Origin of the sequence: Streptomyces sp. NPDC059201 (genome assembly GCF_042754585.1) — a bacterium.
Taxonomy (GTDB): domain Bacteria; phylum Actinomycetota; class Actinomycetes; order Streptomycetales; family Streptomycetaceae; genus Streptomyces.
In genome coordinates, this window is record NZ_JBHZBB010000002.1 from 734436 (window position 1) to 755573 (window position 21138).

A 21138-nucleotide genomic window follows, 5' to 3' on the forward strand; every position below is an offset into this window, starting at 1 on the left:
ACGGGCGGCGCCGGTAGCACCCCCGGACGGAGGCGGGTCGCACGGGTCCGACTACCGACTGTCGGTCCCGGATGGCAGGCTTGTCCCGTGACCGAGATTGACGCAAACATCGATGCTCTCGTCCCCGCCTGGCTCTACCTCCCCGACATCGCGGAGATGCTCGACGTCGAGGTGACGCGGGTGCGACAGCTGGTGAAGGAGGGCCAGCTGATCGCCGTCCGCCGCGGGGAGAACAACGCCCTCCAGGTGCCCGCCGCCTTCATCCAGGAGGACAAGGTCGTCAAGGGCCTCGCCGGCACCCTGACGCTCCTGCGGGACGACGGCTTCTCCGACGAGGAGATGCTGGAGTGGCTCTTCACCGCGGACCCGACCCTGCCCGGCACCCCCGCGCAGGCCCTCGGCGAGAATCGCGGCACGGAGGTGAAGCGCCGCGCCCAGGCGCTCGCCCTCTGAGACACCGGACCACCACCGCCGGTGCCGCGGCCCCGCGCCGCGGCACCGGCGCCACCCGACGGGGGGAACCACCATGCCCACGCCTCGTGAGCGGCTCGCCGACGCCCGGCTCTACCTGTGCACCGACGCCCGGAAGCGCCAGGGCGACCTGCCCGCCTTCCTCGACGCCGTCCTGTCCTCCGGCGTGGACATCGTGCAGCTCCGCGACAAGGGCATGGAGGCCGGCGAGGAGCTGGAGCACCTCGCCGTCCTCGCCGAGGCCGCCCGCCGGCACGGCAAGCTCGTCGCCGTGAACGACCGGGCCGACGTCGCCCACGCCCTCGGCTCCGACGTCCTCCACCTCGGCCAGGGCGACCTGCCCGTCCCCGCCGCCCGCGCGATCCTCGGCGACGAGGTGCTGATCGGCCGTTCCTGCCACGCCGAGTCCGAGGTGGCCGCGGCCGCCGCCGAGCCCGGCGTCGACTACTTCTGCACCGGCCCCTGCTGGCCCACCCCCACCAAGCCCGGACGGTACGCCCCCGGCCTCGACCTCGTGCGGTACGCGGCCGGCCTCGCCCAGGACCGCCCCTGGTTCGCCATCGGCGGCATCGACGCGTCCAACCTGGACGAGGTCCTGGACGCCGGAGCCCGCCGTATCGTCGTCGTCCGCGCCCTCACCGAGGCCGACGACCCCGCCGAGGCCGCCGCCTCGCTGGCCAAGCGCGTCCGCGAGCGGGCCGACGCCTGACACCCGGGTACCGACGGCCGGACCCGCCCGTCCGCCCGAGCGCGGACCCCGACCCGGATCCGAGTGCGGTACGACCCGGATCCGAGGCCGATCCGGCCCGGATCCGAGGGGACGCCGCCGTTCCGGCGCCCCCGGGGCCGTACCGGTGTCCGAAAAGGTGTCCAGAAGGCGGACGCGGTTTCCGCGCTCACCTGGACCCCGTCTAACCTGCCCGTATGGCCCTTGGAACCGCTTCCGTCCGTACGGACCGCGCCCGCACGGTCCGCGAGATCCTCGCCTCCGGCACGTCGTACTCCTTCGAGTTCTACGCACCCCGGACGGCGAAGGGCGAGAAGGTCCTCTGGAACGCGATGCGCCGCGTCGAGGCGGTCGGTCCCAGCTTCGTCTCCGTGACCTACGGAGCCGGCGGCTCCACCCGCGGCGGCACCGTCAAGGCCACCCAGAAGATCGCCTCGGACACCACCCTCACGCCGGTCGCCCACCTCACCGCCGTCGACCACTCGGTCGCCGAGCTGCGCAACGTCCTCGGGCAGTACGCCGACGCGGGCATCCGCAACATGCTGGCGCTGCGCGGCGACCCGCCGGGCGACCCGCTGGGCGACTGGATCGAGCACCCCGAGGGCGTCCGCTACGCCGCCGACCTGGTGCGGCTCATCAAGGAGTCCGGCGACTTCTGCGTGGGCGTCGCCGCCTTCCCCGAGATGCACCCCCGGTCCGCCGACTGGGACACCGACATCCGCCACTTCGTCGACAAGTGCCGGGCCGGCGCCGACTACGCGGTCACCCAGATGTTCTTCGACCCGGAGAACTACCTGCGGCTCCGCGACAGCGTCGAGAAGGCGGGCTGCGAGACCCCGATCATCCCCGAGGTCATGCCCGTCGTGAACGTGAAGACGCTCGACCGGCTTCCCCAGCTCAGCAACGCCGCCTTCCCCGCGGACGTGAAAGAACGCATCCTCGCGGTCAAGGACGACCCGGCCGCTGTACGCTCCATCGGTATCGAGTTCGCGACGGAGTTCTGCGCGCGTCTGCTGGACGAGGGTGTCCCGGGACTGCACTTCATCACGCTCAACAGCTCCACCGCGACGCTCGAGATCTACGAGAATCTCGGACTGCACCAGCAGTCCTGACCGGTCGTACCCGCCCCGACCCGCGGCGGTGGCCGTAGAGAGGGGCTGCGGGGCATGGGGTGGACGACGGTCCTCTACATCGCGTTCGGTCTGGTGGCGCTCTGGCTGCTGGGCGAGGTGCTCCTCCAGTACAAGGCCCGGCTGCGCTGGCGGATCCTCGCCTTCTGCGGCTTCCTCGGCGTGGTCGCCGGCGTGCTGCTGTCGTCGACGCTGGTGATCATCGCCGGCGCGATCGCCTTCGCCGTCGGCCAGACCTTCGTGACTCTCTCCTTCCGGCGCGGCTTCTCCACCGGCTGGGCGATCGGCGGCAACCCCGGCGCCAGCCGCCGCCGCAAGGCGGGCCAGGCCCCCGAGGCGGGCCCCACCCTGGAGGTCTCCGGCCTCTCCTACGAGGACGCCGCCGCGGCCCACACGCCCGGCCCCGAGGCCGAGGAGCTGCGCGCCGGGGACGAGCGGACCTCCGTCTACGAGCCGCAGCCCCTGCCCGAGGACACCGGCCAGTACGGCGTCTACGGCGGCGGCGAGCACGACCAGGCCCCGCAGACCCCCGCGTACGGCGGCTACGACACCGGTGCCTACGACACGGGCGCGTACGACACCGCCGGTTACGGCACCGGGGGCTACCCGCCCGCCGGGCAGGAGGCGCCCGCGGCGCCCGCGTACGACACCTACGCCGCCGCCGGATACGACCAGCAGCAGCCCGCCTACGACTACGGCACCACCGGGGCCCCGCAGCAGTACGCCGCCTACTCCGACCCGTACATCGGCCCCGGCACGGACGGCCAGCAGTACACCTCGTACTACGGCGACTCCTACGCCGCCCCCTCGTACAGCTACGACACCCCGCCCGGCGGCGTCTGGGTCCCGCAGCAGCGCGACACCGACGAGCAGCCGCCCCAGGCCCCCCAGGCGCACACCCCGGGGCAGTACGGCTACGACCAGCACCCCGACGAGCAGTCCCAGTACCGCTACTGAGGCCCCGTCCGGATCCTCGGCCGATCCCGGCCGGGCCCGGTTCGGCCGGGCCCGGTTCGGTCGGGCCCGGTTCGGTCGGGCCCGGTTCGGCCGGGTCAGGTCACTGCGAGCCGCGGAACTCCGCGCCCTCCACGATCAGCCCGGCCACCAGCGCGCCCGACATGCCCGCGTGGGCGAGCCCGCCGCCCGGATGCGACCAGCCGCCCGCGAAGTAGAGGCCGGGCACGGGGGAGAGGTTGGGCGCCGGGAGCCACTCCCCACGGGCGTCCGCCAGCGCGGGGCCCGGCACCTCGGCCGTCCCCGTCGCCGCCCGTACGTCCTCCGGGGTGCGGACCTCCTGCCAGAGCAGCCGCTCGGCCAGGCCCGGCACCGCGCGCGCGGCGGCCTCGACCATCCGCTCGGCGAGCTCCGCCGGGTCCTCCTCCGGCACCAGGTCGACCATGGTGGAGACCGTCACCGCCTCGTGGTCCGCGTCGGGCCGCAGGGCGGGATCGTCGGGCCGCAGGACCGTCACCGCCGGCCGCTCGCCGTCGCTGTGCACCACCGTGCGGTGCACGGCCCCCTCCTCGCGGGCGCCGCGGAGGGCCAGCAGGACGGTCAGCCGGCCGGTGCCGTGCCGCTGGAAGGCAGGCCACTCGTCGCCGCGCTCCCAGGGGACGGTCTGCTCGCCGTAGAGCGCGGGCACGGGCGCGCCCGCGACCACGTGGTCCGCCTTCACCGACGCGCCGGACTCCAGCCGAACGCCGACGGCCCGGCCGCCTTCGGTCAGCACCTCGTCGACGGGTGCGTCGAAGACGAACTCCACCCGCCGCTCCCGGCAGCGCTCGTACACCGCGTCGGCGAGCGCCCGGATGCCGCCGGCCACGTACCAGCTGCCGAAGGTCTGTTCCATGTACGGCAGGACGGCGGCGGACGCCGGGGCGCCCGGCGCCGGGAAGCCGTACGCCTGCGCGTAGGAGTCCAGGAGCGCGATCAGCCGGGGGTCCCGCAGCTCCCGCTCGCCGACCTGGGCGAGCGTCCGCGTCGGGCGGCGCAGCAGCCCGGCCTTGAGCGCCGGGTACGGCTCGCGGGCCAGGGCCTTCGGGTCGGCGGGCTGCGGCTCCTCCAGGAGCGGGCGGCGGGTCCGGTCCCACGCCTCGCGGGCCCGCACCAGGAAGTCCCCCCAGCGCTCGCCCGCGCCCGCGCCGAGCGCCGCGTCCAGGGCGGCGACGGTGCCGGCCCGGGAGGCGTTCGGCAGGTCCACGCGCGTGCCGTCCGCGAAGAGGTGCCGGGCGGCCGGATCGACCTGGCTCAGCCCGACGCACTCCTCCAGCGGCTTCTTGCCCGTCTTCACGAACAGATCGCGGTAGACCGCCGGCAGGTGCAGCAGCCCGGGGCCCGTGTCGAAGGCGAAGCCGTCCCGCTCGAAGCGGCCCACCGCGCCGCCGTACGTCGACGTCCGCTCGTACACCGTCACCGTGTGCCCGGCGACCGCGAGCCGTGCCGCCGCCGCCATGGCGCCGAGACCCGCGCCGATCACCACAATCCGTCCCATGTCAGGGACCCTATCGGCCCCCACCGACAGAGCGGTCCGCAGGTGGGCCGCCCTCGGCCGCCGCCAGTCTGCGCTCCTCGCGGCGCTGGGCCCGGCGGCGCAGGAAGCGCCGGATCCGGGCGGCCAGGAAGACCAGCAGCCACACGCCGAGCGCCAGCAGCACGGCGGCGATCACCGCGGCCGCGACGGGGTTGAACATCGCGAAAGTGATGACCCCGGCGACCGCGAGGTCCTCGCCCGTGCTCAGCGCGATGTTGGAGAACGGCTCGGGCGATGTGTTCACCGCCATCCGGGTCCCCGCCTTGACCAGATGGCTCATCAGCGCCGTCGAACCGCCGACCGCGCCGGCGGCGAGCTCCGGCAGCGAACCGCTCTCACCGGCGAGCAGGGCCGCCACGACGGCGCCGGCGACCGGCCGGATCACTGTGTGGACGGAGTCCCACAGGTTGTCCACGTACGGGATCTTGTCCGCGACCGCCTCGCACAGGAACAGCACGCCGGCCACGATCAGGACGTCCGTGCGCTGGAGCGCCTCGGGCACCTCGTCGGTGAGCCCGGTCGCGCCGAAGAGGCCGAGGAGCAGGACCACGGCGTAGGCGTTGATCCCGCTCGCCCAGCCGCTGGTGAAGACCAGGGGGAGTACGGACACGCTCGCGATCGTAACGAGACCGCGCCCGCCCGTCACCAGGACGCCGACCCGCCGACCGCCGACTGAGTATCCGTACCTAGACGCGGAGATGAGTACGCGCGCGGATGGGGGAAGGGCCGCCCGGAGGAGAGAGTGGAGCCCACGGAAGGGGCGCGGCTCCGGACCGCCGACACGGGGCGGCGGAACGGGGCCGCGCGCCTGCCGGCACGGGGGACGTGCACGGGGGTGTACGAAGGAAGCGCCGGTCCGGCGTGGCTCGGGGGGGATCGAGCTTCGCGGGACCGGCGCTTCTCGTTCGTTCGGATCCAACATCCGAGATCCTGGATCCGAAATCTTGGATCCAGGATCTCGGACATTGGATCCAGGACATTGGATCGGGGAGTTTGGATCCAGGATCCCGGATCCAATGTCCAGGATCTTGGATCCAAGATCCAAGATCCGACTCAGCAGCCCCCGCCCACCCGCCCGTGCAGCAGCAGCGACAGCGCCGCGTGCACGTCGTCGAGGGAGCGTTCGCTCTGGAACGCCTTCCAGTCCAGGGCGGCCACCAGGACCATGCCGACCAGGGCCGCCGCCGTCAGCTGGACGTCGATCTCCTCGCTCAGTTCGCCCGCCTCGACGCCCTCGCGCAGGACGCCCTCGACGACGGCGACCGCTTCCTGGCGGACCACCAGGAGCGTGGAGTTCCACGCGCGGTTGGTGCGCCAGAGCTCGGCCACGTACAGCTGGGTGAAGGCGGGGTAGCGGTCGATGAAGACGAGGCCCGCGCGGATCATCGCGTCCAGCGCGGCGACCCGGCTGCCGCCTGACGCCGCCGTCTCCTCGGCCGCCGTCCGCAGGGAGGCGGTGAGGAGGGAGACGCCGTGGCGCAGCAGCTCCTCGAAGAGCTCGGTCTTGCTCTTGAAGTTGTAGTAGACCGTGCCCTTGGCCACCCCGGCCCGCTCGGCGATCTCGTCGACCGTCGTGGCCGAGAAGCCCTGCTCGGCTATGAGGGTGACGGCCGCCTCGTAGAGCTTGGCGCGGGTGGCCCGGCGGCGGGTGCTGCTGCTGTCCATGGGGTCGATTCTCACAGAGGCGGTGCGGGTCACAGGGACAGTTCGGGGTGGAGCCGGTCCAGTGTCCACACCTGCTTGCGCCGTGCGGTGACCGCGGTCAGGGCGAGCGCGCCCAGGGTGAAGGCGGTCAGGACGGCGACGGCCTCCCAGACCGGGGCGAGGCCGCCGCCGGTGATGAGCCGGCGCAGCGCCTCGACCACGTGGGTCATCGGCAGGAAGGGGTGGACGGCGTTGAAGAAGCCCGGACTGGTCTGCACCGGGTAGGTGCCGCCCGCCGAGGTCAGCTGGACCATGAGCAGCGCGAGCACCAGGATCCGGCCGGCCGCGCCGAAGCGGGCGTTGAGCCACTGGATGATCGCGGCGAAGCAGCAGGTCACCAGGGCGAGGAAGCCGACCGTGCCGGCCGCCCTGGCCATCTCCAGGCCGAGCCCCCAGTGCAGGACGGACAGGAGCGCGCCGACCTGGAGGACGCCGATCGCCGCCACCGGGAACCAGCCCGCCAGCGCGATCCGCCAGGCGGAGGCGCCCGCGGCGAGGGCCCGCCGGTTCATCGGCTGGATGATCATGTACGCGACCATCGCGCCGACCCAGAGGGAGAGCGGGATGAAGTACGGGGCGAAGCCCGTGCCGTAGTTCGGCGCCTTGTGCAGCGACTGGGCGGCGAGCTGCACCGGGTCGGCCATGACCTCGGTACGCCGGTCGCGCTCGTCCTTGTCGTAGTCCGGGATCTGGTCGACGCCGTCCTTGAGACCGGTCGCGAGTGAGCCGGAGCCGTCGGCCAGCTTGAACAGACCGCCGTCGAGATCGCCGGCGCCCTTCTTCAGCTTGCCGACGCCGCTGTCCAGGCTGACCGAGCCCGCGCGGGCGCCGGTGACGCCGGTGTGCAGCTGCTCGGCGCCGTCGGCGACCTTCTGCGCGCCCTTGTTGAGCTCGTTGATCTTCCGGATGGCGCCCTCGACGTCCTCGTCCAGGTGCGGGGCGCGGGCGGCCAGCTCGTCGGCCTCCTTCTTCAGCTTCTTCAGGCGCGCGTCCAGCGTCTTCAGGTCGCCCTTGCTGTCCTTGGTCAGCGTGTGCACGTCGTCCGCGATGGTCGCCACGTCCCCGGCGGTGGTCGACGCCTCCTTCAGGGCCGCGCACACCTCCTTGGAGTCGGGGACCGTGACGCCCGGGGGAAGCGTGACGCCCTCGGGGAGGGTGACGCCCTCCGGCAGCTCGGCCGGCGGGGCCGAGGGGGTGGCGGCGGGCTTCTCGCAGGACTCGCGGTGCAGCCGGCCGAGCGTGTCGTCCGCCTTGTGGGCGGCGGTGCGCAGCAGCGGGGCGCGGCGGACCAGGTCCTCCAGGTCGTTGCGGGCGGCGGTGGCCGAGTCGGAGACCAGCTTGGCGGTGTCGCGGATCGAGGTGCCGTTGTTCGCCAGGTACGGGCGGACCTTGTCCGCGGTGCCGTTCACCTTGTCGGCGAGCGCCTGGGTGCCGTTCGCGACCTTGCGCGTACCGGTCTGGACGTCCTTGGATCCTTTATCCAGTCTCTTGAGTCCAGAGGCCAGGTCGCTGCTGCCGGCCTTGGCGTCGGTCAGGCCGTCGGAGAGGTTTTTGGATCCCTTCTTGGCCTTGTCCACGCCCTTCTTCAGGTCGGCGGCGCCCTTGGCCGCCTCGGCGGTGGCCTCGTGGATGTCGGAGAAGGAGATGAAGATCTTGTCGAGGAAGGTCCGGGAGGACTTGGTGGAGGCGGCGGTGCGCACCTCGGAGAAGACCGTCCGCGAGATCTGGCCGACGATGTAGTTGTTGGAGTCGTTCGTACGGACCTTCAGCGCGCCGGTCTCGGGGGAGTCCCCGGAGCTGGACGCGATCCGCCGGCTGAAGTCGCCGGGCACGGTCAGGGACAGGTAGTACGTGCCGTCCTCGACGCCCTTGCGCGCCTCGGCGTCGCTGACCTGGTGCCACTCGAAGGTCCTGCTCTCCAGCAGCCCCTCGGTGAGGTCCTCGCCCGCGGTGACCGGCTTGCCGTCGGCGGTGGCGCCGCGGTCCTCGTTGATGAGGGCCACGGGCAGCCGGTCGAGCTTGCTGTACGGGTCCCAGAACGAGTACAGGTACAGGGCGCCGTACAGCAGCGGCAGCAGCAGGACCGCGACGAGCGCGGCGCGCGGCAGCTTTCCCCTGCCGAAGCGCTTCAGCTCAAGCGCGGCCAGTTTCGGCGAGCGCATCGTCCGCCCCCTCCTCGGTGATGTCGTCTTCGGCGTCCGTGTCGGCGTCCGCCTCCGTGTCCTGCGCGGGCGTGCCGACCGTGGTGATCCGCAGGGCTCCGGCCGGGGCCTCGCTGCATACGGCGAGGACGGTCGTGCCGGTGTCGGCCACCGCGCGCAGCAGCGCCCATGCCTCGGCGCGGTCGGCGTCCGACAGCTTCAGGTCCGTGTCGTCCACGCCGAGCAGCCGGGGCCGGCCGATCAGGGCCAGCGCGATCGACAGCCGCAGCGCCTCCAGGCGCTCCAGATCCCGTACGGAGGTCCGCTCGCCCTTCGGCAGGGCGGCCAGGTCCAGCCCGGCGGCCGCCAGGGCCTCGCCGATCCGGGCCCGGGCCTCGGCGGCCCGGGTGCCGGGGCGGCGGAACAGGGCGCGGAACGAGCCGTCGAAGCGGCGCTGGAGCAGCGCCCGCTCGCGCAGGTGCTCGGCCACCGTCAGGGACGGGTCGAGCTCGCTCACGCCGGGCACGTGGCCGAGCGCGGCGATCCGGCGCACCGCGGCCATCCGGCGCGGCAGCGGCAGCCCGCCGACCTCGGCGTGGCCCTCCTTGGTCCGCATCCGCCCGGTGAGCGCGAGCAGCAGGCACGTGCGGCCGGTGCCGGACGGGCCTTCGAGCGCCACCAGGGACCCGGCCCCGGCGCGGAAGGACACCTCCCGGAAGGCCCAGCCGCGGGGGCCCTTGAGCCCCAGCCCCTCGACCACGAGCCCCGCACCGTCCGGAGACGGCCGTGCGGTCAGGTCGTCGGATCCCACGGATCCACCCCCCGCTTCCCCATTTTTGAACTGACTGGTCAGTCCAAAAGTTACTAGCGCGTCGCCTTACTGGCAAAAGCCCAGGTCAGAGCGATTGTCAGTGGGTGCCTTCACGATGGACACAGACGGCGACAAGGCCGTCACCCGACGACAGGAGGCTCGTTATGGCCAGTCCTTTCGCAGCAGCCGACGTCCACCCCGTGTCCCGCAGGAACAGCGCCCCGCCCGCCGCCCTCGACCTGCTCGCCAAGGCCCGCGCCGGGCTCGACGAGGCCGCCGCCCTCGACCGCCCCCACGAGAGGTACGCCACCGCGCACCTCGCCGCCCTGCGCGCCGCGGCCGCCGTCCTCGCCGCCCGCGCCCGCCCCGTCCCCCGCACCCGCCGGCGCCAGGCCATAAGGAGCGCCTGGGAGCTGCTGCCGCAGCTCGCGCCCGAGCTCACCGAGTGGAGCGCCCTCTTCGCCGCCGGGGCCCCGCGCCGGGCCCTCGCCGAGGCCGGGGTCGCCGCCGCCGCGACCCCGCGCGAGGCCGACGACCTGGTCAGGGACGCCGCCCACTTCCTGCGCCTGGTCGAGCGGCTGCTCGTGCTCCAGCCGGTGCTGCCCCGACAGCCCCCGGCGGATGGGGTCGCCGGTTGATCCGCCCGGCGGCCCCGAGGCCATAGGGTGGGGACGTCCGTACCCGTCACCGAGGAGTCAAGAGCCGTGCCGGACCCTTCCTCTGTCTTCGGCCGTGAGGCGTCGTCCCGACCGTCGCGCGCCTCCCTGCGTACCGCCGTCGTCTGGGACGTCCTCAAAGACGCCCTCGACCGCCGGGTCGGGAGCACCGGGAAGCCCGCCCTGGACGTGCTCGACACCGGTGGCGGCTCCGGCAACTTCGCGGTGCCGGTGGCCCGCCTCGGCCACCGCGTCACCGTCGTCGACCCCAGCCCCAACGCGCTCTTCGCGCTGGAGCGCCGCGCCGCCGAGGCCGGGGTCGCCGACCTGGTGACCGGCGTCCAGGGCGACGTCCGCGGCCTCTTCGACGTGGTCGAGCGCGGCGCCTACGACGCGGTGCTCTGCCACGGCGTGCTGGAGTACGTGGACGACCCGGCCGAAGGGGTACGGAACACGGTGGCCGCGCTCCGCTCCGGCGGCGCGCTCAGCCTCCTCGGGGCCGGGCTCGGCGGCGCGGTCCTCGCCCGCGCCCTCGCCGGACACTTCACCGAGGCCCGTACCGCGCTCACCGACCCCGACGGGCGCTGGGGCGCCGGCGACCCCGTGCCCCGGCGCTTCACCGCCGAACAGCTCACCGGACTGGCCGAGGAGGCGGGCCTCTCCGTGAGCGCCGTCCACGGCGTGCGGATCTTCGCCGACCTCGTGCCCGGCGTGCTCGTCGACACCGAGCCCGGTGCCGCCGAGGCGCTCCTGAAGCTGGAGGCGGCCGCCGCCGAACTGGCCGCGTTCCACGCCGTCGCCACCCAGCTCCACGTGCTCGCCGAGAAGCCCGCCTGATCCGGTGGAACTCCGGGGCCGCGCCACCCGTTCGGTGGTGCGGGCCCGGCTCTGCCACAGGCCGCCCCATATGCGGCTTCGCGCCGTATGATCGAGGGAAACCATCCGGCATGACGGGCGGACGGCTGGGGAATCAACGCCTCACCAACCGAACCGCGTGGCGGCCCGGACTGGCAGATCGGCATTGAGGGCGGGTTTCACGGGGGCGATTCCCTGCCTATCCTGAAAGGGCCGCAAACCGGTCGCCCCCGCGACCGACGACTAGGAGGACTCCGTGCCGCTCTCGGAGCACGAGCAGCGAATGCTCGAGCAGATGGAGCGAGCGCTGTACGCCGAAGACCCCAAGTTCGCGACAGCGCTCGAGGGAAGCGGGCTGCGCACGTACACCCGGCGACGGGTGTATCAGGCAGTCGCCGGCTTCCTGGTGGGTATCGCGCTCCTCATGGCCGGAATGGTCGCACAGCAGATCTGGATCAGCGTGGTGGGATTCCTCGTCATGCTGGGCTGCGCGGTCCTGGCGGTCACCGGTTGGCGCAAGGCGCCGAAGCCGGGCGAGCAGCCGCAGCAGGCGAGGGGTGGGACGGCGGCAGGTGGCCGTCAGGCCCGGGCGCGACGCTCCATGATGGACCGGATCGAGGCGCGGTGGCAGCGACGCCGCGACGAGCAGCAGGGCGGCGGCCACTGACGCCCCCCTGAGCGGAGACCCCGCACCCCCGTGACCCCGCCCCGCCGGCCCCGAGCCCCGGCGGGGCGCAGTCATACCCGAACCCGCCGTTTCATTGCGGCCAGTCACGCCCCAGGGCGGTGCCGCCCCCCGCTCCGCCGCGCCCTTGTGGACTGCCGCGCCCCGCTGCCGCTCCGTTGCGGGCAATCGTCCCGCTGGCGCGGTGCCCACCCCCGCGCCCGAGCCCGCGCGGCCGCCGCCGTTTCGCTGCGGGCAGCCGCGCCGCCGCTCCGTTGTGGGCATACGTTCCGCTGGTGCGGTGCCCACCCCCGCGCCTGGACCCGCCGCCGCACCGTTTCGTTGTGGGCAATCGTTCCGCTGGGGCGGAACGGGTGGGCACAACGGAACGGCACCCTTCGCGGGTGCCTCCGCACACGTTCCTGACCCGCACCACTTGTGCACCGCGCTAGGGGTGCGGGTTCAGGCGCGGGAAGCCTTGGCCCGGCAGGGGGCGCCGTCCCGTGTGCCCACCCGTCCCGCCCCTAGCGGGACGCATGCCCACACGGGGGTGCAGGGGAAGGGCGCCGTCCCGCAGGCGCGGGCCCGCACGGGGGTGCAGCGGAGGGCGCCGACCTGCGGGCGCGGGCCCGCACGGGGGTGGGTGCGGCACGGGCGCGGGCCCGCACGGGGGTGCAGCCGTCCGAGGCGCCGGCCGCCCGCGCTGGGCGCCCCGGGTCAGTGGTTGCGGCGGCGGAAGCGGGGGGGCGTTTGGGATTTTAGGGTGGTCCAGTGGGTGGAGGCGGACCAGTGGAGGCGGGCTGCTGAGCGGGGGGCGAGGAGGGCGCGGAGACGGGCGCCGCGCTTGGCTTGGGCGTGGAATCCGGCCCGTATACGCTCCGCGTCCTCTCCCAGGCCCGGCGCCGCCCGCGGTGACGGCGCGTACAGAGCCTCCTCCACCGCTCGTGCCACCCGCCGCACCGACTCCGCCGCCGCACCGGACAGCTCGCCCGCCCGGACGATCCGCTCGGCCGTCCGCCGCGGCGTCTGCGCGTCGTCGGGTTCGAGGCCGTAGTCCCAGGCCGTGTCGCCGATCTCCCGCCACACGGCCAGCGGCCCGGACGACGGGGCGAGCCGGCGGGCGCGGACCCGGGTCCGCCACAGCAGCGGGACGAAGGGGAGGGCCAGCACCAGCAGGGCCGCGAGGGTCCAACCCGCCACCTTCAGCAGGTCCGTACCGCCACCGGAGGACGCATCGTCCGCCGCCGCCGGGGTCTGCCCGCACTCGCCGAGGCGCCGCATCTCCGGCGGGCAGCTCTCCGAGGCGCTCGGCGCCGCCGAGGGCTGCGCGGAGGCCGACTGCGAGGGCTGTGCCGGACCCGTCGGACCACCGGTCGGGGGCACCTGACGGGTGTACGCCGGGGTGGAGCCGCGCGACGGCGTCGGCTCGAAACGGGTCCAGCCCGCGCCCTCGAAGTACAGCTCCGGCCAGGCGTGCGCGTCACGGATGCCGACCGACACCGAGCCGTCGGACTGGTTGGTGCCCGGCATGAAGCCGACCGCGACCCGCGCCGGGATGCCCAGCGTGCGGGCCATCGCCGCCATCGAGAAGGAGAAGTGGATGCAGAACCCCTCCTTGTCCTTCAGGAAGCGGGAGATCGCCTGCGTGCCCGTCCCGGACGTCACGTCGACGTCGTACCGGAAGCCGCCGTCCTCGGCGAACCAGTCCTGGAGCAGGACCGCCCGCTCGTAGTCGTTGGACGCGTCCTTGGTGACCTCCAGGGCCGTCGCCCGCACGTCGGCGGGAAGACTCCCCGGCACCTTGGTGTACTCGCGGCGCAGCTGCTCCGGCACCGGGCCCGCCTCGGCGAGCTGCTCGCGCGTGGGCTGCACGTCGAGGCTGGTCACCTGGTAGCGGACGCCCTTGGTGGTCTGCTTGTCGTCGCCGACGAGCATCCGGCCGGCCGGCTCGAACCGCCAGCGGCCCTCGATGTCGACCCGGGCGGCCGGGAACGGCATCGGCAGCCACTTCTGGTCGTACCCCTCCGAGGCGACGAAGTTGCTGGTCACCTCGGAGGTGCTGACGGACTGCGCGAGGCCGTCGGGCCAGGGCAGCACCTTCGGCACGGCCTCGATCGGGCGCACCGAGGACTTCCACGAGGTGCCGTCGAACTGGTCGAGGGAGACCAGCCGCAGATACAGCCCGCTGTTGTCCTGGGCGTTGGTCCGGTAGCGCAGGACCTCGAAGTCCTCCGGCTGGCGCAGGTTGTCCTGGAGGGAGACCAGCGGGTTCACGGCCGCGATGGTGCCGCCGCTCCCGCCGCCCTCGCCGGGACCCGAGCCGCCGCCGTTGCCGAGCAGCCCGCCGGAGAAGCCGGGCAGGACCAGCGGCACCACCAGGGCGGTGCCCATGGCGACGGCGCCGATCCGGCGGCCGGTGCGGACCGGCGCGAAGGCCGACCCGCCGGTGCCCACGGGCGCGCCGGACCGGCCGGTGCGCTGGGCGCCGCCGAAGACCCGGCCCCAGGCCGAGAGCCGGTCGCGGCCCTCGGCGAGCAGCAGCAGGAGGTAGCCGGTGGCGGCGAGCACGAACCAGAGCCGCCCGGCGCCGCCCCCGGAGAGCCCGGCGGCCACCGAGTACAGCGCGAGCAGGGGCAGACCGGCCGGGGCGGCGCGGCGGAAGGTGACCGCCAGGACGTCCACCAGCAGCCCGATCGCCAGCACGCCGGCGACCAGCATGAGCCGGATGCCGTCGGTGTCCGGGGCGGGGATCGCGTAGGTGCCGACGTCCTCGGCTCCGAGCCGGAACAGCTCGGCGATCCGCTGGATCGCGAGCGGCCCCGGCAGGAAGCCCAGGAGGGCCTGCTCCCGGGCGAAGACCACGGTCAGCGCGAGGACGCCGACCAGCAGCTGCGCGCCGACCGTCAGCGGCCGGGCCAGCGGCACCCGCCGGCACAGCAGGCCGGTGGCGCTCTGGAGGGCGAGCAGGAAGGCGGCGGTGAAGATCCAGGTGGCCGGCTGGACCAGCGGCAGCAGCGCCCCGGCGGCCATCAGGGAGGCCGCCCAGGCGGCCAGTGTCAGGCGGGTGCGCCCGCTCATGCCCATCCTCCGTAGCTGTCTGCGGCGGCGGAGTCCCGCAGCGCCCCGGCGGCCTGCTGCCAGACGTCGGCCATCCGGGCCCCGGGCGGGACGGAGACGACGGTCCAGCCGGCCTCGCGCAACTGCCGGACCCGGGCCTCGACGGCCCCGGCCACGGCGCCGCCGGTGAGCCAGCCGCCGGAGTCCAGGACGAAGGCGACGGCCTGTCCGGCCCGGCCGCGCATCCGGCCGGCCAGGGCTCCCTGCTCCTCGTCGAGGTCGCCGAGGAAGGCGACGAGCAGCCCGTCGCTCCCGGTGCGCAGCACGTCCGAGGCGCGGGAGAGCCCGGCGCCGTCGGAGTGGTCGACGATCGCGAGGGTGTCCATCATCAGTCCGGCCGTCTCCACGGAGTCCGCGCCGGACGTGCCGGCGTAGCCGTCGGAGCCCTCGCCGGGGACCGAGGAGCCGGTGTCGGTGAGCAGCCGGACCGCGTAGCCGCGCTCCAGCATGTGGGTGAGGACGGAGGCGGCGCCGGAGACGGCCCACTCGAAGGCCGAGTCGGGGCCGGAGCCCTGGTAGCCGACCCGGCGGGTGTCGAGGAGGACCGTGCAGTGGGAGCGCTGCGGCTGCTCCTCGCGGCGGACCATCAGCTCGCCGTACCGGGCGGTGGAGCGCCAGTGGACCCGGCGCAGGTCGTCGCCGTGCCGGTAGGCGCGCGGGATGACGTCGTCGTCGCCGGCGAGGGCCAGCGTGCGCTGCCTGCCCTCTCCGTATCCGGCCGCCTCGCCGCCGAGGCCGACCGGCGGCAGCGCCGTGGTGCGCGGGACGACGGTCAGGGTGTCGTACGCGTGGAAGGAGCGGGTGAGCTCGCACATGCCGAAGGGGTCGCTCAGCCGGAGCTGGAGCGGCCCGAGCGGGAAGCGGCCGCGCAGGTCGGAGCGGACCCGGTAGGAGACCTCGCGCCGGCCGCCGGCCTCGACCCGGTCGAGGACGAAGCGGGGGCGGGGTCCCAGCATGTACGGCACGTGGTCCTGGAGCATGAGCAGCCCGGTGGGGAGCTTGGAGACGTTCTCCATCCGGAGCTGGACCCGGGCCTCGGTGCCCGCCTCCACCCGCTGCGGGGTGAGCCGGCGGGAGGTGGCGACCCGGTAGCGGGTGCGGTGCAGGACGAAGGCGCAGATCAGCGGCAGGGCGGCGAGCAGCAGGCCGACCCGGAGCAGGTCGGCCTGGCCGAGCACGTAGGCGCAGACGGCGGCGGCCGCCCCGGCGGCCAGGAAGGACCGGCCGCGGGTGGTGAGACCGCCGAGGGCGGCCCGCAGGCCGCCCCGTCCGTCCTCCGCCCGGGGGCCGGCGCGGTCGTCGGCCCGCGGCCCCTCGGGTGCGGCGGGGGTCGCCATCACAGCTGCCGGCCCCCGGGCTGCCGGCCGTAGGGCGGGCCGGCGGGCGGGGCCGCGGACGGGACGGGCGTGCGCTGGAGGATGTCGAGGACGACCTGCTCGGCGTTGCGCCGGTTGAGCTGGGCCTGCGCGGTGGGCAGCAGCCGGTGCGCGAGCACCGGCACGGCCAGCGCCTGGAGGTCGTCGGGCAGCACGTACTCGCGCCCGGCGAGGGCGGCGGAGGCGCGGGCGGCCCGCAGCAGGTGGAGCGTGGCGCGCGGGGACGCGCCCAGCCGCAGGTCGGGGTGGTTGCGGGTGGCGGCGACGACGTCGACCGCGTACCGCCGGACGGCGTCGGCGACGTGCACCGAGCGGACCGCCTCGATCAGCTTGAGGATCTCGTGGGCGTGGGCGACCGGCTGGAGGTCGTCCAGCGGGTTGACCGCCCCGTGCACGTCGAGCATCTGGAACTCGGCCTCGGCGCTCGGGTACCCGATGGAGACGCGGGCCATGAAGCGGTCGCGCTGGGCCTCGGGCAGCGGGTAGGTGCCCTCCATCTCGACCGGGTTCTGGGTGGCCACGACCATGAACGGGCTGGGCAGCTCGTAGGTGTGCCCGTCGATCGTGACCTGGCGCTCCTCCATGGACTCCAGGAGCGCGGACTGCGTCTTGGGCGAGGCCCGGTTGATCTCGTCGCCGATGACGATCTGGGCGAAGATCGCGCCCGGCTTGAACTCGAACTCCCGCCGCTGCTGGTCGAAGATCGACACGCCGGTGACATCCGACGGCAGCAGGTCGGGCGTGAACTGGATGCGGCGCACCGAGCAGTCGATGGACCGCGCGAGCGTCTTGGCGAGCATGGTCTTGCCGACACCGGGTACGTCCTCGATGAGGAGATGCCCCTCGGCGAGCAGCACCGTCAGCGCGAGACGTACGACCTCGGGCTTGCCCTCGATCACGCTCTCCACCGAACCGCGGACCCGCTCCGCGGTGGTGGTCAGATCTGTGAGGCTCGCTCGGTCGTCATAGGTCGTCACCCCGGCCCTCCTCGGCCTTGCAGGAACACGGACACCTGCCCCCGGTGGGATGTACGGGGGGTGTCACCCGAGCATTCTTGTTGGGATTGCCGGGCCGTGTCACTCGCCTGTGGACAACTGCGGGCGAAATGCCGGTGTTTGTCGTCTTACGTGGTGGCGGAAGTTGTGCTCGGCCCGGTGCCGGAACCATTCTCCACAGGGTCGATCGCCCGCGGTGCCCGGGTGCCCGGTGCCGCCGATCGGGTGAAGCGCCCGGAATGTCCGCGCCCGTGTGCGGCGCCGCGCGGCGCGCCAGCCGGTTGATTGACCGGCCCCGTCCGTGGACTAGAGTGACGCGGAGTCCATGGAGACAATCGAGCGATTCGCGGCGGTTTCTCCCCCGTGTGCGCGGCGGTACCCACGGCTCGCCCCTCCCGCTCGCCGGTCGGCCGACGCGCCCCTCCGGGCGCCCGACGACCGCGTGTCGACCGCGTGTCGACCCCAGAGCGGTCGGGAGCCCGGCCCCCGTACCCCCGCGTCCGTTCTGAGAGGGTGCGTTGAGCAACGACCGACACGTCCCGGTGATGCTCCAGCGGTGCCTGGACATGTTGGCCCCTGCCCTCCAGAACCCCGGTGCGGTCGTCGTCGACTGCACCCTGGGCCTCGGCGGACACAGCGAGGCCCTGCTCCGCGCCTTCCCCGAGGCCCGGCTCGTCGCCCTCGACCGCGACAAGGAGGCCCTGCGCCTCTCCGGCGAGCGGCTCGCCCCCTACGGGGACCGCGCCACCCTCGTCCACGCGGTCTACGACGAACTGCCCGAGGTCCTCGACCGGCTCGGCATCGACAAGGCCGACGGCGTCCTCTTCGACCTCGGCGTCTCCTCCATGCAGCTCGACGAGGCCGACCGCGGCTTCGCCTACGCGCAGGACGCCCCGCTCGACATGCGCATGGACCAGACGACCGGCATGAGCGCCGCCGAGGTCCTCAACACCTACCCGGCCGGCGAACTCGTCCGCATCCTGCGCGCGTACGGCGAGGAGAAGCAGGCCAAGCGGATCGTCTCCGCCGTCGTCCGCGAGCGCGACAAGGAGCCCTTCACCAACAGCGCCCGGCTCGTCGAACTCATCCGCGACGCCCTCCCGCAGGCGGCCAAGCGCACCGGCGGCAACCCCGCCAAGCGCACCTTCCAGGCCCTGCGCATCGAGGTCAACGGCGAGCTGAGCGTCCTGGAACGGGCCATCCCGGCCGCCGTGAAGGCCCTCGCCGTCGGCGGCCGCGTCGCCGTCCTCTCGTACCACTCCCTGGAGGACCGGCTGGTGAAACAGGTCTTCGCGGCGGGCGCGGCCACCACCGCCCCGCCCGGCCTCCCGGTCGTCCCCGAGAAGTACCAGCCCCGCCTCAAGCTCCTCACGCGCGGCGCCGAACTCCCCACCGAGGAGGAGGTGGCCGAGAACCGCCGGGCCGCCCCCGCCCGGCTCCGGGGCGTCGAGCGCATCCGGGAGGACGTGCTGTGAGCACGGCGAGGGGGCCGCTCAAAGGCCGGGCCGCGCGGCTCGGACGGCTGATGCCGTCCGGACCCAGCACGGCCGCCCGCACCCCCTTCGTCCTGCTCGTCGTCCTCCTCCTCGGCGGCGGCCTCATCACGCTGCTGCTGCTGAACTCCGCCCTCAACCAGGGCTCCTTCGAGCTGCGCGAGCTCAAGGACCGCACCACCGAGCTCACCGACGAGGAACAGGCCCTCCAGCGCGACGTCGACGCCAACGCCGCCCCCGACGCCCTGGAGCGCCGCGCCCGCGAGCTCGGCATGGTCCCCGGCGGCAGCCCCGCCTTCCTCGGCCCCGACGGCAAGGTCCTCGGCGAGCCCACCGTCGCCGCCTCGCCCAAGCCGTCCCCCAAGCCCTCCCGCACGCCGTCCCGCGCCCCGAAGCCGACCGCCACCGGAACCACCCAGACCGCTCCCACGACCTCCGGCAGGTGACCGAGCAGTGCCCTCGAAGGAGCCCCCGCGCCGCCGCGTCCCCGGACCCGCCCGCCCGGCCCGCCCCCGGCCCGCCGCACCGGCGGGATCCGGCGCCCGGGCAGGTGCCGGCGGCCGCACCCCCCGGCCCGCCGCCCGCCCGGCCGCCCGCCGCCCCGCGCCCCGGCCGCCCGCCCGCAGGCCCCGCACCATCACGCTCGGCAGCCCCCGGCCCCGGCTGCGCCTGATCTCCCTCGGCCTCACCCTCGTCATGCTGGTCTTCGTGGTGCGGCTGCTCCAGGTCCAGGCCGTCGACGCCAGCGCGTACGCGGCCAAGGCCGACAAGTACCGCTTCCAGGAGTACACGCTCTCCGCCGAGCGCGGCGAGATCACCGACCGCAACGGCATCGCCCTCGCCACCAGCGTCGACGCCTACGACATCACCGCCGACCCGAAGCTCTTCACCCCCGAGGAGTCCAAGGTCCGCGACGCGCCCGAACAGGCGGCCGCCCTCCTCGCCCCGATCCTGGGCCGGGAACCCGCGGACCTGGCCGAGAAGCTCCGTACCCCCAAGTCCCGCTACACCCTGCTCGCCCGCAAGCAGACCCCCCAGGTCTGGAACCAGATCAAGGACCTGAAGAAGGTCTACGCGCAGAAGGCCCAGGCCACCGGCGGCACCGGCGTCAACCTGCTCGGCGGCGTCCTCAGCGAGCCCAGCACCAAGCGGGTCTACCCCAACGGCGGACTCGGCGCCGGGATACTGGGCTACGTCAACGCCGAGGGCCGCGGCGCCGGCGGCGTGGAGTCCATGCTCGACCCCGAACTCGCCGGCCGGGACGGGAAGATCCGCTTCACCGCCTCCGGCGGCCGGCAGGTCCCCACCGCCGGCTCCCAGGGCACCCCCGCCGTCCCCGGCTCCGACATCGAGCTCACCATCGACCGGGACATCCAGTGGGCCGCCCAGCAGGCCATCAGCGAACAGGTCGAGAAGTCCAGGGCCGACCGCGGCTACGTCATCGTCCAGGACACCCGCACCGGCGAGGTCCTCGCCATGGCCAACGCCCCCGGCTTCGACCCCAACGACCTCTCCGCCGCCGACGCCGCCGACATGGGCAACGCCTCCCTCCAGGACGCCTACGAGCCCGGCTCCACCAGCAAGGTCATGTCCATGGCCGCCGTCCTGGAGGAGGGCAAGGCCACCCCCGACACCCACGTCACCGTCCCCAACCGGCTCCACCGCGGCGACCGGCTCTTCAAGGACGACATCGACCACAAGACCTGGTACCTGACGCTCAACGGCGTCCTCGCCAAGTCCAGCAACATCGGCACCATCCTCGCCACCGGCCAGCTCGGCAAGGACCAGGCCGAGTCCAACCGGATCCTCGACGGCTACCTCCGCCGCTTCGGCATCGGCAGCCCCACCGGCCTCGGCTTCCCCGGCGAGACCCCCGGCATCCTCGCCAAGCCCGAGGACTGGTCCACCTCGCAGCAGTACACGATCCCCTTCGGCCAGGGCCTCTCCGTCAACGCCCTCCAGGCCGCCTCCGTCTACTCGACCATCGCCAACGGAGGCGTACGGATCGAACCCACCCTCGTCCGCGGCACCAAGGGCCCCGACGGGCGCTTCACCCCCGCCGCCGCGCCCGAACAGAACCGGGTCGTCAGCGAGAAGACCGCCAAGACCCTCGCCCAGATGCTCGAATCCGTCGTCGACGACCGGGAGGGCACCGGCACCAGGGCCGCCATCCCCGGCTACCGCGTCGCCGGCAAGACCGGCACCGCCAACCGCGTCGACCCCGAACTCGGCCGCTACAAGGGCTACACCGCCTCCTTCGCCGGCTTCGCCCCCGCCGACGAACCCCGCGTCACCGTCTACTGCGCCATCCAGAACCCCACCAAGGGCAGCTACTTCGGCGGCCAGATCTGCGGGCCCATCTACAAGAAGGTCATGGAGTTCGCGCTCAAGACCCTCCACGTGGCCCCCACCGGCAGCGCGCCCCCCCGCCTGCCGGTCACCTTCGAACCCACCCCGTGACCCCCGGG

General features: G+C 73.9%; 18 protein-coding genes. 10 read left to right on the forward strand and 8 right to left on the reverse strand.

Features of this window, described 5'->3' with window-relative positions:
- Positions 1-87: 87 nt before the first annotated feature.
- The 4 genes from ACFXMG_RS09155 (at position 88) to ACFXMG_RS09170 (ending at position 3285) form a co-directional block, all read left to right on the forward strand.
- Positions 88-453: an Rv2175c family DNA-binding protein gene (locus ACFXMG_RS09155; RefSeq protein WP_383823360.1), complete on the forward strand. Its 366-nt coding sequence runs from the start codon at positions 88-90 to the stop codon at positions 451-453.
- A 73-nt stretch (positions 454-526) separates the two neighbouring features.
- Entirely contained in the window at positions 527-1180 is a 654-nt protein-coding gene (gene thiE / locus ACFXMG_RS09160; protein ID WP_383823363.1) for a thiamine phosphate synthase, read from the forward strand.
- 215 nt (positions 1181-1395) lie between these two features.
- Positions 1396-2310, forward strand: a complete 915-nt coding sequence (gene metF / locus ACFXMG_RS09165) for a methylenetetrahydrofolate reductase [NAD(P)H] (protein ID WP_383823366.1) — start codon at positions 1396-1398, stop codon at positions 2308-2310.
- Positions 2311-2364: 54 nt separating this feature from the next.
- The gene (locus ACFXMG_RS09170; RefSeq protein ID WP_383823369.1) at positions 2365-3285 is read left to right on the forward strand and encodes a hypothetical protein; all 921 of its coding nucleotides are present in this window, start codon (positions 2365-2367) and stop codon (positions 3283-3285) included.
- 100 nt (positions 3286-3385) lie between these two features.
- On the opposite strand, the gene ACFXMG_RS09175 is transcribed toward ACFXMG_RS09170, so the two are convergent.
- The 5 genes from ACFXMG_RS09175 to ACFXMG_RS09195 form a co-directional block, all read right to left on the reverse strand.
- Positions 3386-4819: a phytoene desaturase family protein gene (locus tag ACFXMG_RS09175; protein WP_383823371.1), complete on the reverse strand. Its 1434-nt coding sequence runs from the start codon at positions 4817-4819 to the stop codon at positions 3386-3388.
- Positions 4820-4829: 10 nt separating this feature from the next.
- Positions 4830-5468: a DUF4126 domain-containing protein gene (locus tag ACFXMG_RS09180; protein WP_383823373.1), complete on the reverse strand. Its 639-nt coding sequence runs from the start codon at positions 5466-5468 to the stop codon at positions 4830-4832.
- Between the two features lie 443 nt (positions 5469-5911).
- Positions 5912-6523: a TetR/AcrR family transcriptional regulator gene (locus ACFXMG_RS09185; protein WP_384119971.1), complete on the reverse strand. Its 612-nt coding sequence runs from the start codon at positions 6521-6523 to the stop codon at positions 5912-5914.
- 29 nt (positions 6524-6552) lie between these two features.
- Positions 6553-8724 carry a YhgE/Pip family protein gene (locus ACFXMG_RS09190; RefSeq protein ID WP_383830331.1) on the reverse strand — a complete coding sequence of 724 codons (2172 nt, stop codon included), beginning with the start codon at positions 8722-8724 and terminating at the stop codon, positions 6553-6555.
- Entirely contained in the window at positions 8696-9514 is an 819-nt protein-coding gene (locus ACFXMG_RS09195) for an ATP-binding cassette domain-containing protein (protein WP_383830328.1), read from the reverse strand. Before ACFXMG_RS09195 ends, ACFXMG_RS09190 begins: the two co-directional genes overlap by 29 nt.
- A 164-nt stretch (positions 9515-9678) precedes the next feature.
- Between ACFXMG_RS09195 and ACFXMG_RS09200 the strand changes: the two genes are divergently transcribed.
- The 3 genes from ACFXMG_RS09200 (at position 9679) to ACFXMG_RS09210 (ending at position 11692) form a co-directional block, all read left to right on the forward strand.
- Positions 9679-10152 carry an SAV_6107 family HEPN domain-containing protein gene (locus tag ACFXMG_RS09200; RefSeq protein ID WP_383830325.1) on the forward strand — a complete coding sequence of 158 codons (474 nt, stop codon included), beginning with the start codon at positions 9679-9681 and terminating at the stop codon, positions 10150-10152.
- A gap of 66 nt (positions 10153-10218) precedes the next feature.
- A complete protein-coding gene (locus tag ACFXMG_RS09205; protein WP_383830322.1) occupies positions 10219-11007 on the forward strand; it encodes a class I SAM-dependent methyltransferase in 789 nt (262 codons plus the stop codon).
- A 274-nt stretch (positions 11008-11281) separates the two neighbouring features.
- Positions 11282-11692: a DUF3040 domain-containing protein gene (locus ACFXMG_RS09210; RefSeq protein ID WP_383830319.1), complete on the forward strand. Its 411-nt coding sequence runs from the start codon at positions 11282-11284 to the stop codon at positions 11690-11692.
- A 714-nt stretch (positions 11693-12406) separates the two neighbouring features.
- On the opposite strand, the gene ACFXMG_RS09215 is transcribed toward ACFXMG_RS09210, so the two are convergent.
- Genes ACFXMG_RS09215 through ACFXMG_RS09225 form a run of 3 tightly spaced genes read right to left on the reverse strand, consistent with a single transcriptional unit; the run spans position 12407 to position 17159 of the window.
- On the reverse strand, positions 12407-14767 hold the full coding sequence (locus ACFXMG_RS09215; RefSeq protein ID WP_383830316.1) for a transglutaminaseTgpA domain-containing protein: 2361 nt from the start codon (positions 14765-14767) through the stop codon (positions 12407-12409).
- On the reverse strand, positions 14764-16143 hold the full coding sequence (locus ACFXMG_RS09220) for a DUF58 domain-containing protein (protein ID WP_383830313.1): 1380 nt from the start codon (positions 16141-16143) through the stop codon (positions 14764-14766). The genes ACFXMG_RS09215 and ACFXMG_RS09220 overlap by 4 nt, the downstream gene beginning before the upstream one ends.
- Positions 16143-17159: an AAA family ATPase gene (locus ACFXMG_RS09225; RefSeq protein WP_383830310.1), complete on the reverse strand. Its 1017-nt coding sequence runs from the start codon at positions 17157-17159 to the stop codon at positions 16143-16145. The genes ACFXMG_RS09220 and ACFXMG_RS09225 overlap by 1 nt, the downstream gene beginning before the upstream one ends.
- Positions 17160-17695: 536 nt before the next feature.
- Between ACFXMG_RS09225 and rsmH the strand changes: the two genes are divergently transcribed.
- The 3 genes from rsmH to ACFXMG_RS09240 are packed head-to-tail and all read left to right on the forward strand — an operon-like array spanning position 17696 to position 21130.
- Positions 17696-18652 (forward strand): 16S rRNA (cytosine(1402)-N(4))-methyltransferase RsmH, encoded by a 957-nt coding sequence (gene rsmH, locus ACFXMG_RS09230; RefSeq protein ID WP_376603664.1) that lies wholly within the window; start codon positions 17696-17698, stop codon positions 18650-18652.
- Positions 18649-19116, forward strand: a complete 468-nt coding sequence (locus ACFXMG_RS09235) for a septum formation initiator family protein (RefSeq protein WP_383830307.1) — start codon at positions 18649-18651, stop codon at positions 19114-19116. Before rsmH ends, ACFXMG_RS09235 begins: the two co-directional genes overlap by 4 nt.
- A 7-nt stretch (positions 19117-19123) precedes the next feature.
- The gene (locus ACFXMG_RS09240) at positions 19124-21130 is read left to right on the forward strand and encodes a peptidoglycan D,D-transpeptidase FtsI family protein (RefSeq protein ID WP_384119974.1); all 2007 of its coding nucleotides are present in this window, start codon (positions 19124-19126) and stop codon (positions 21128-21130) included.
- Positions 21131-21138: the final 8 nt, after the last annotated feature.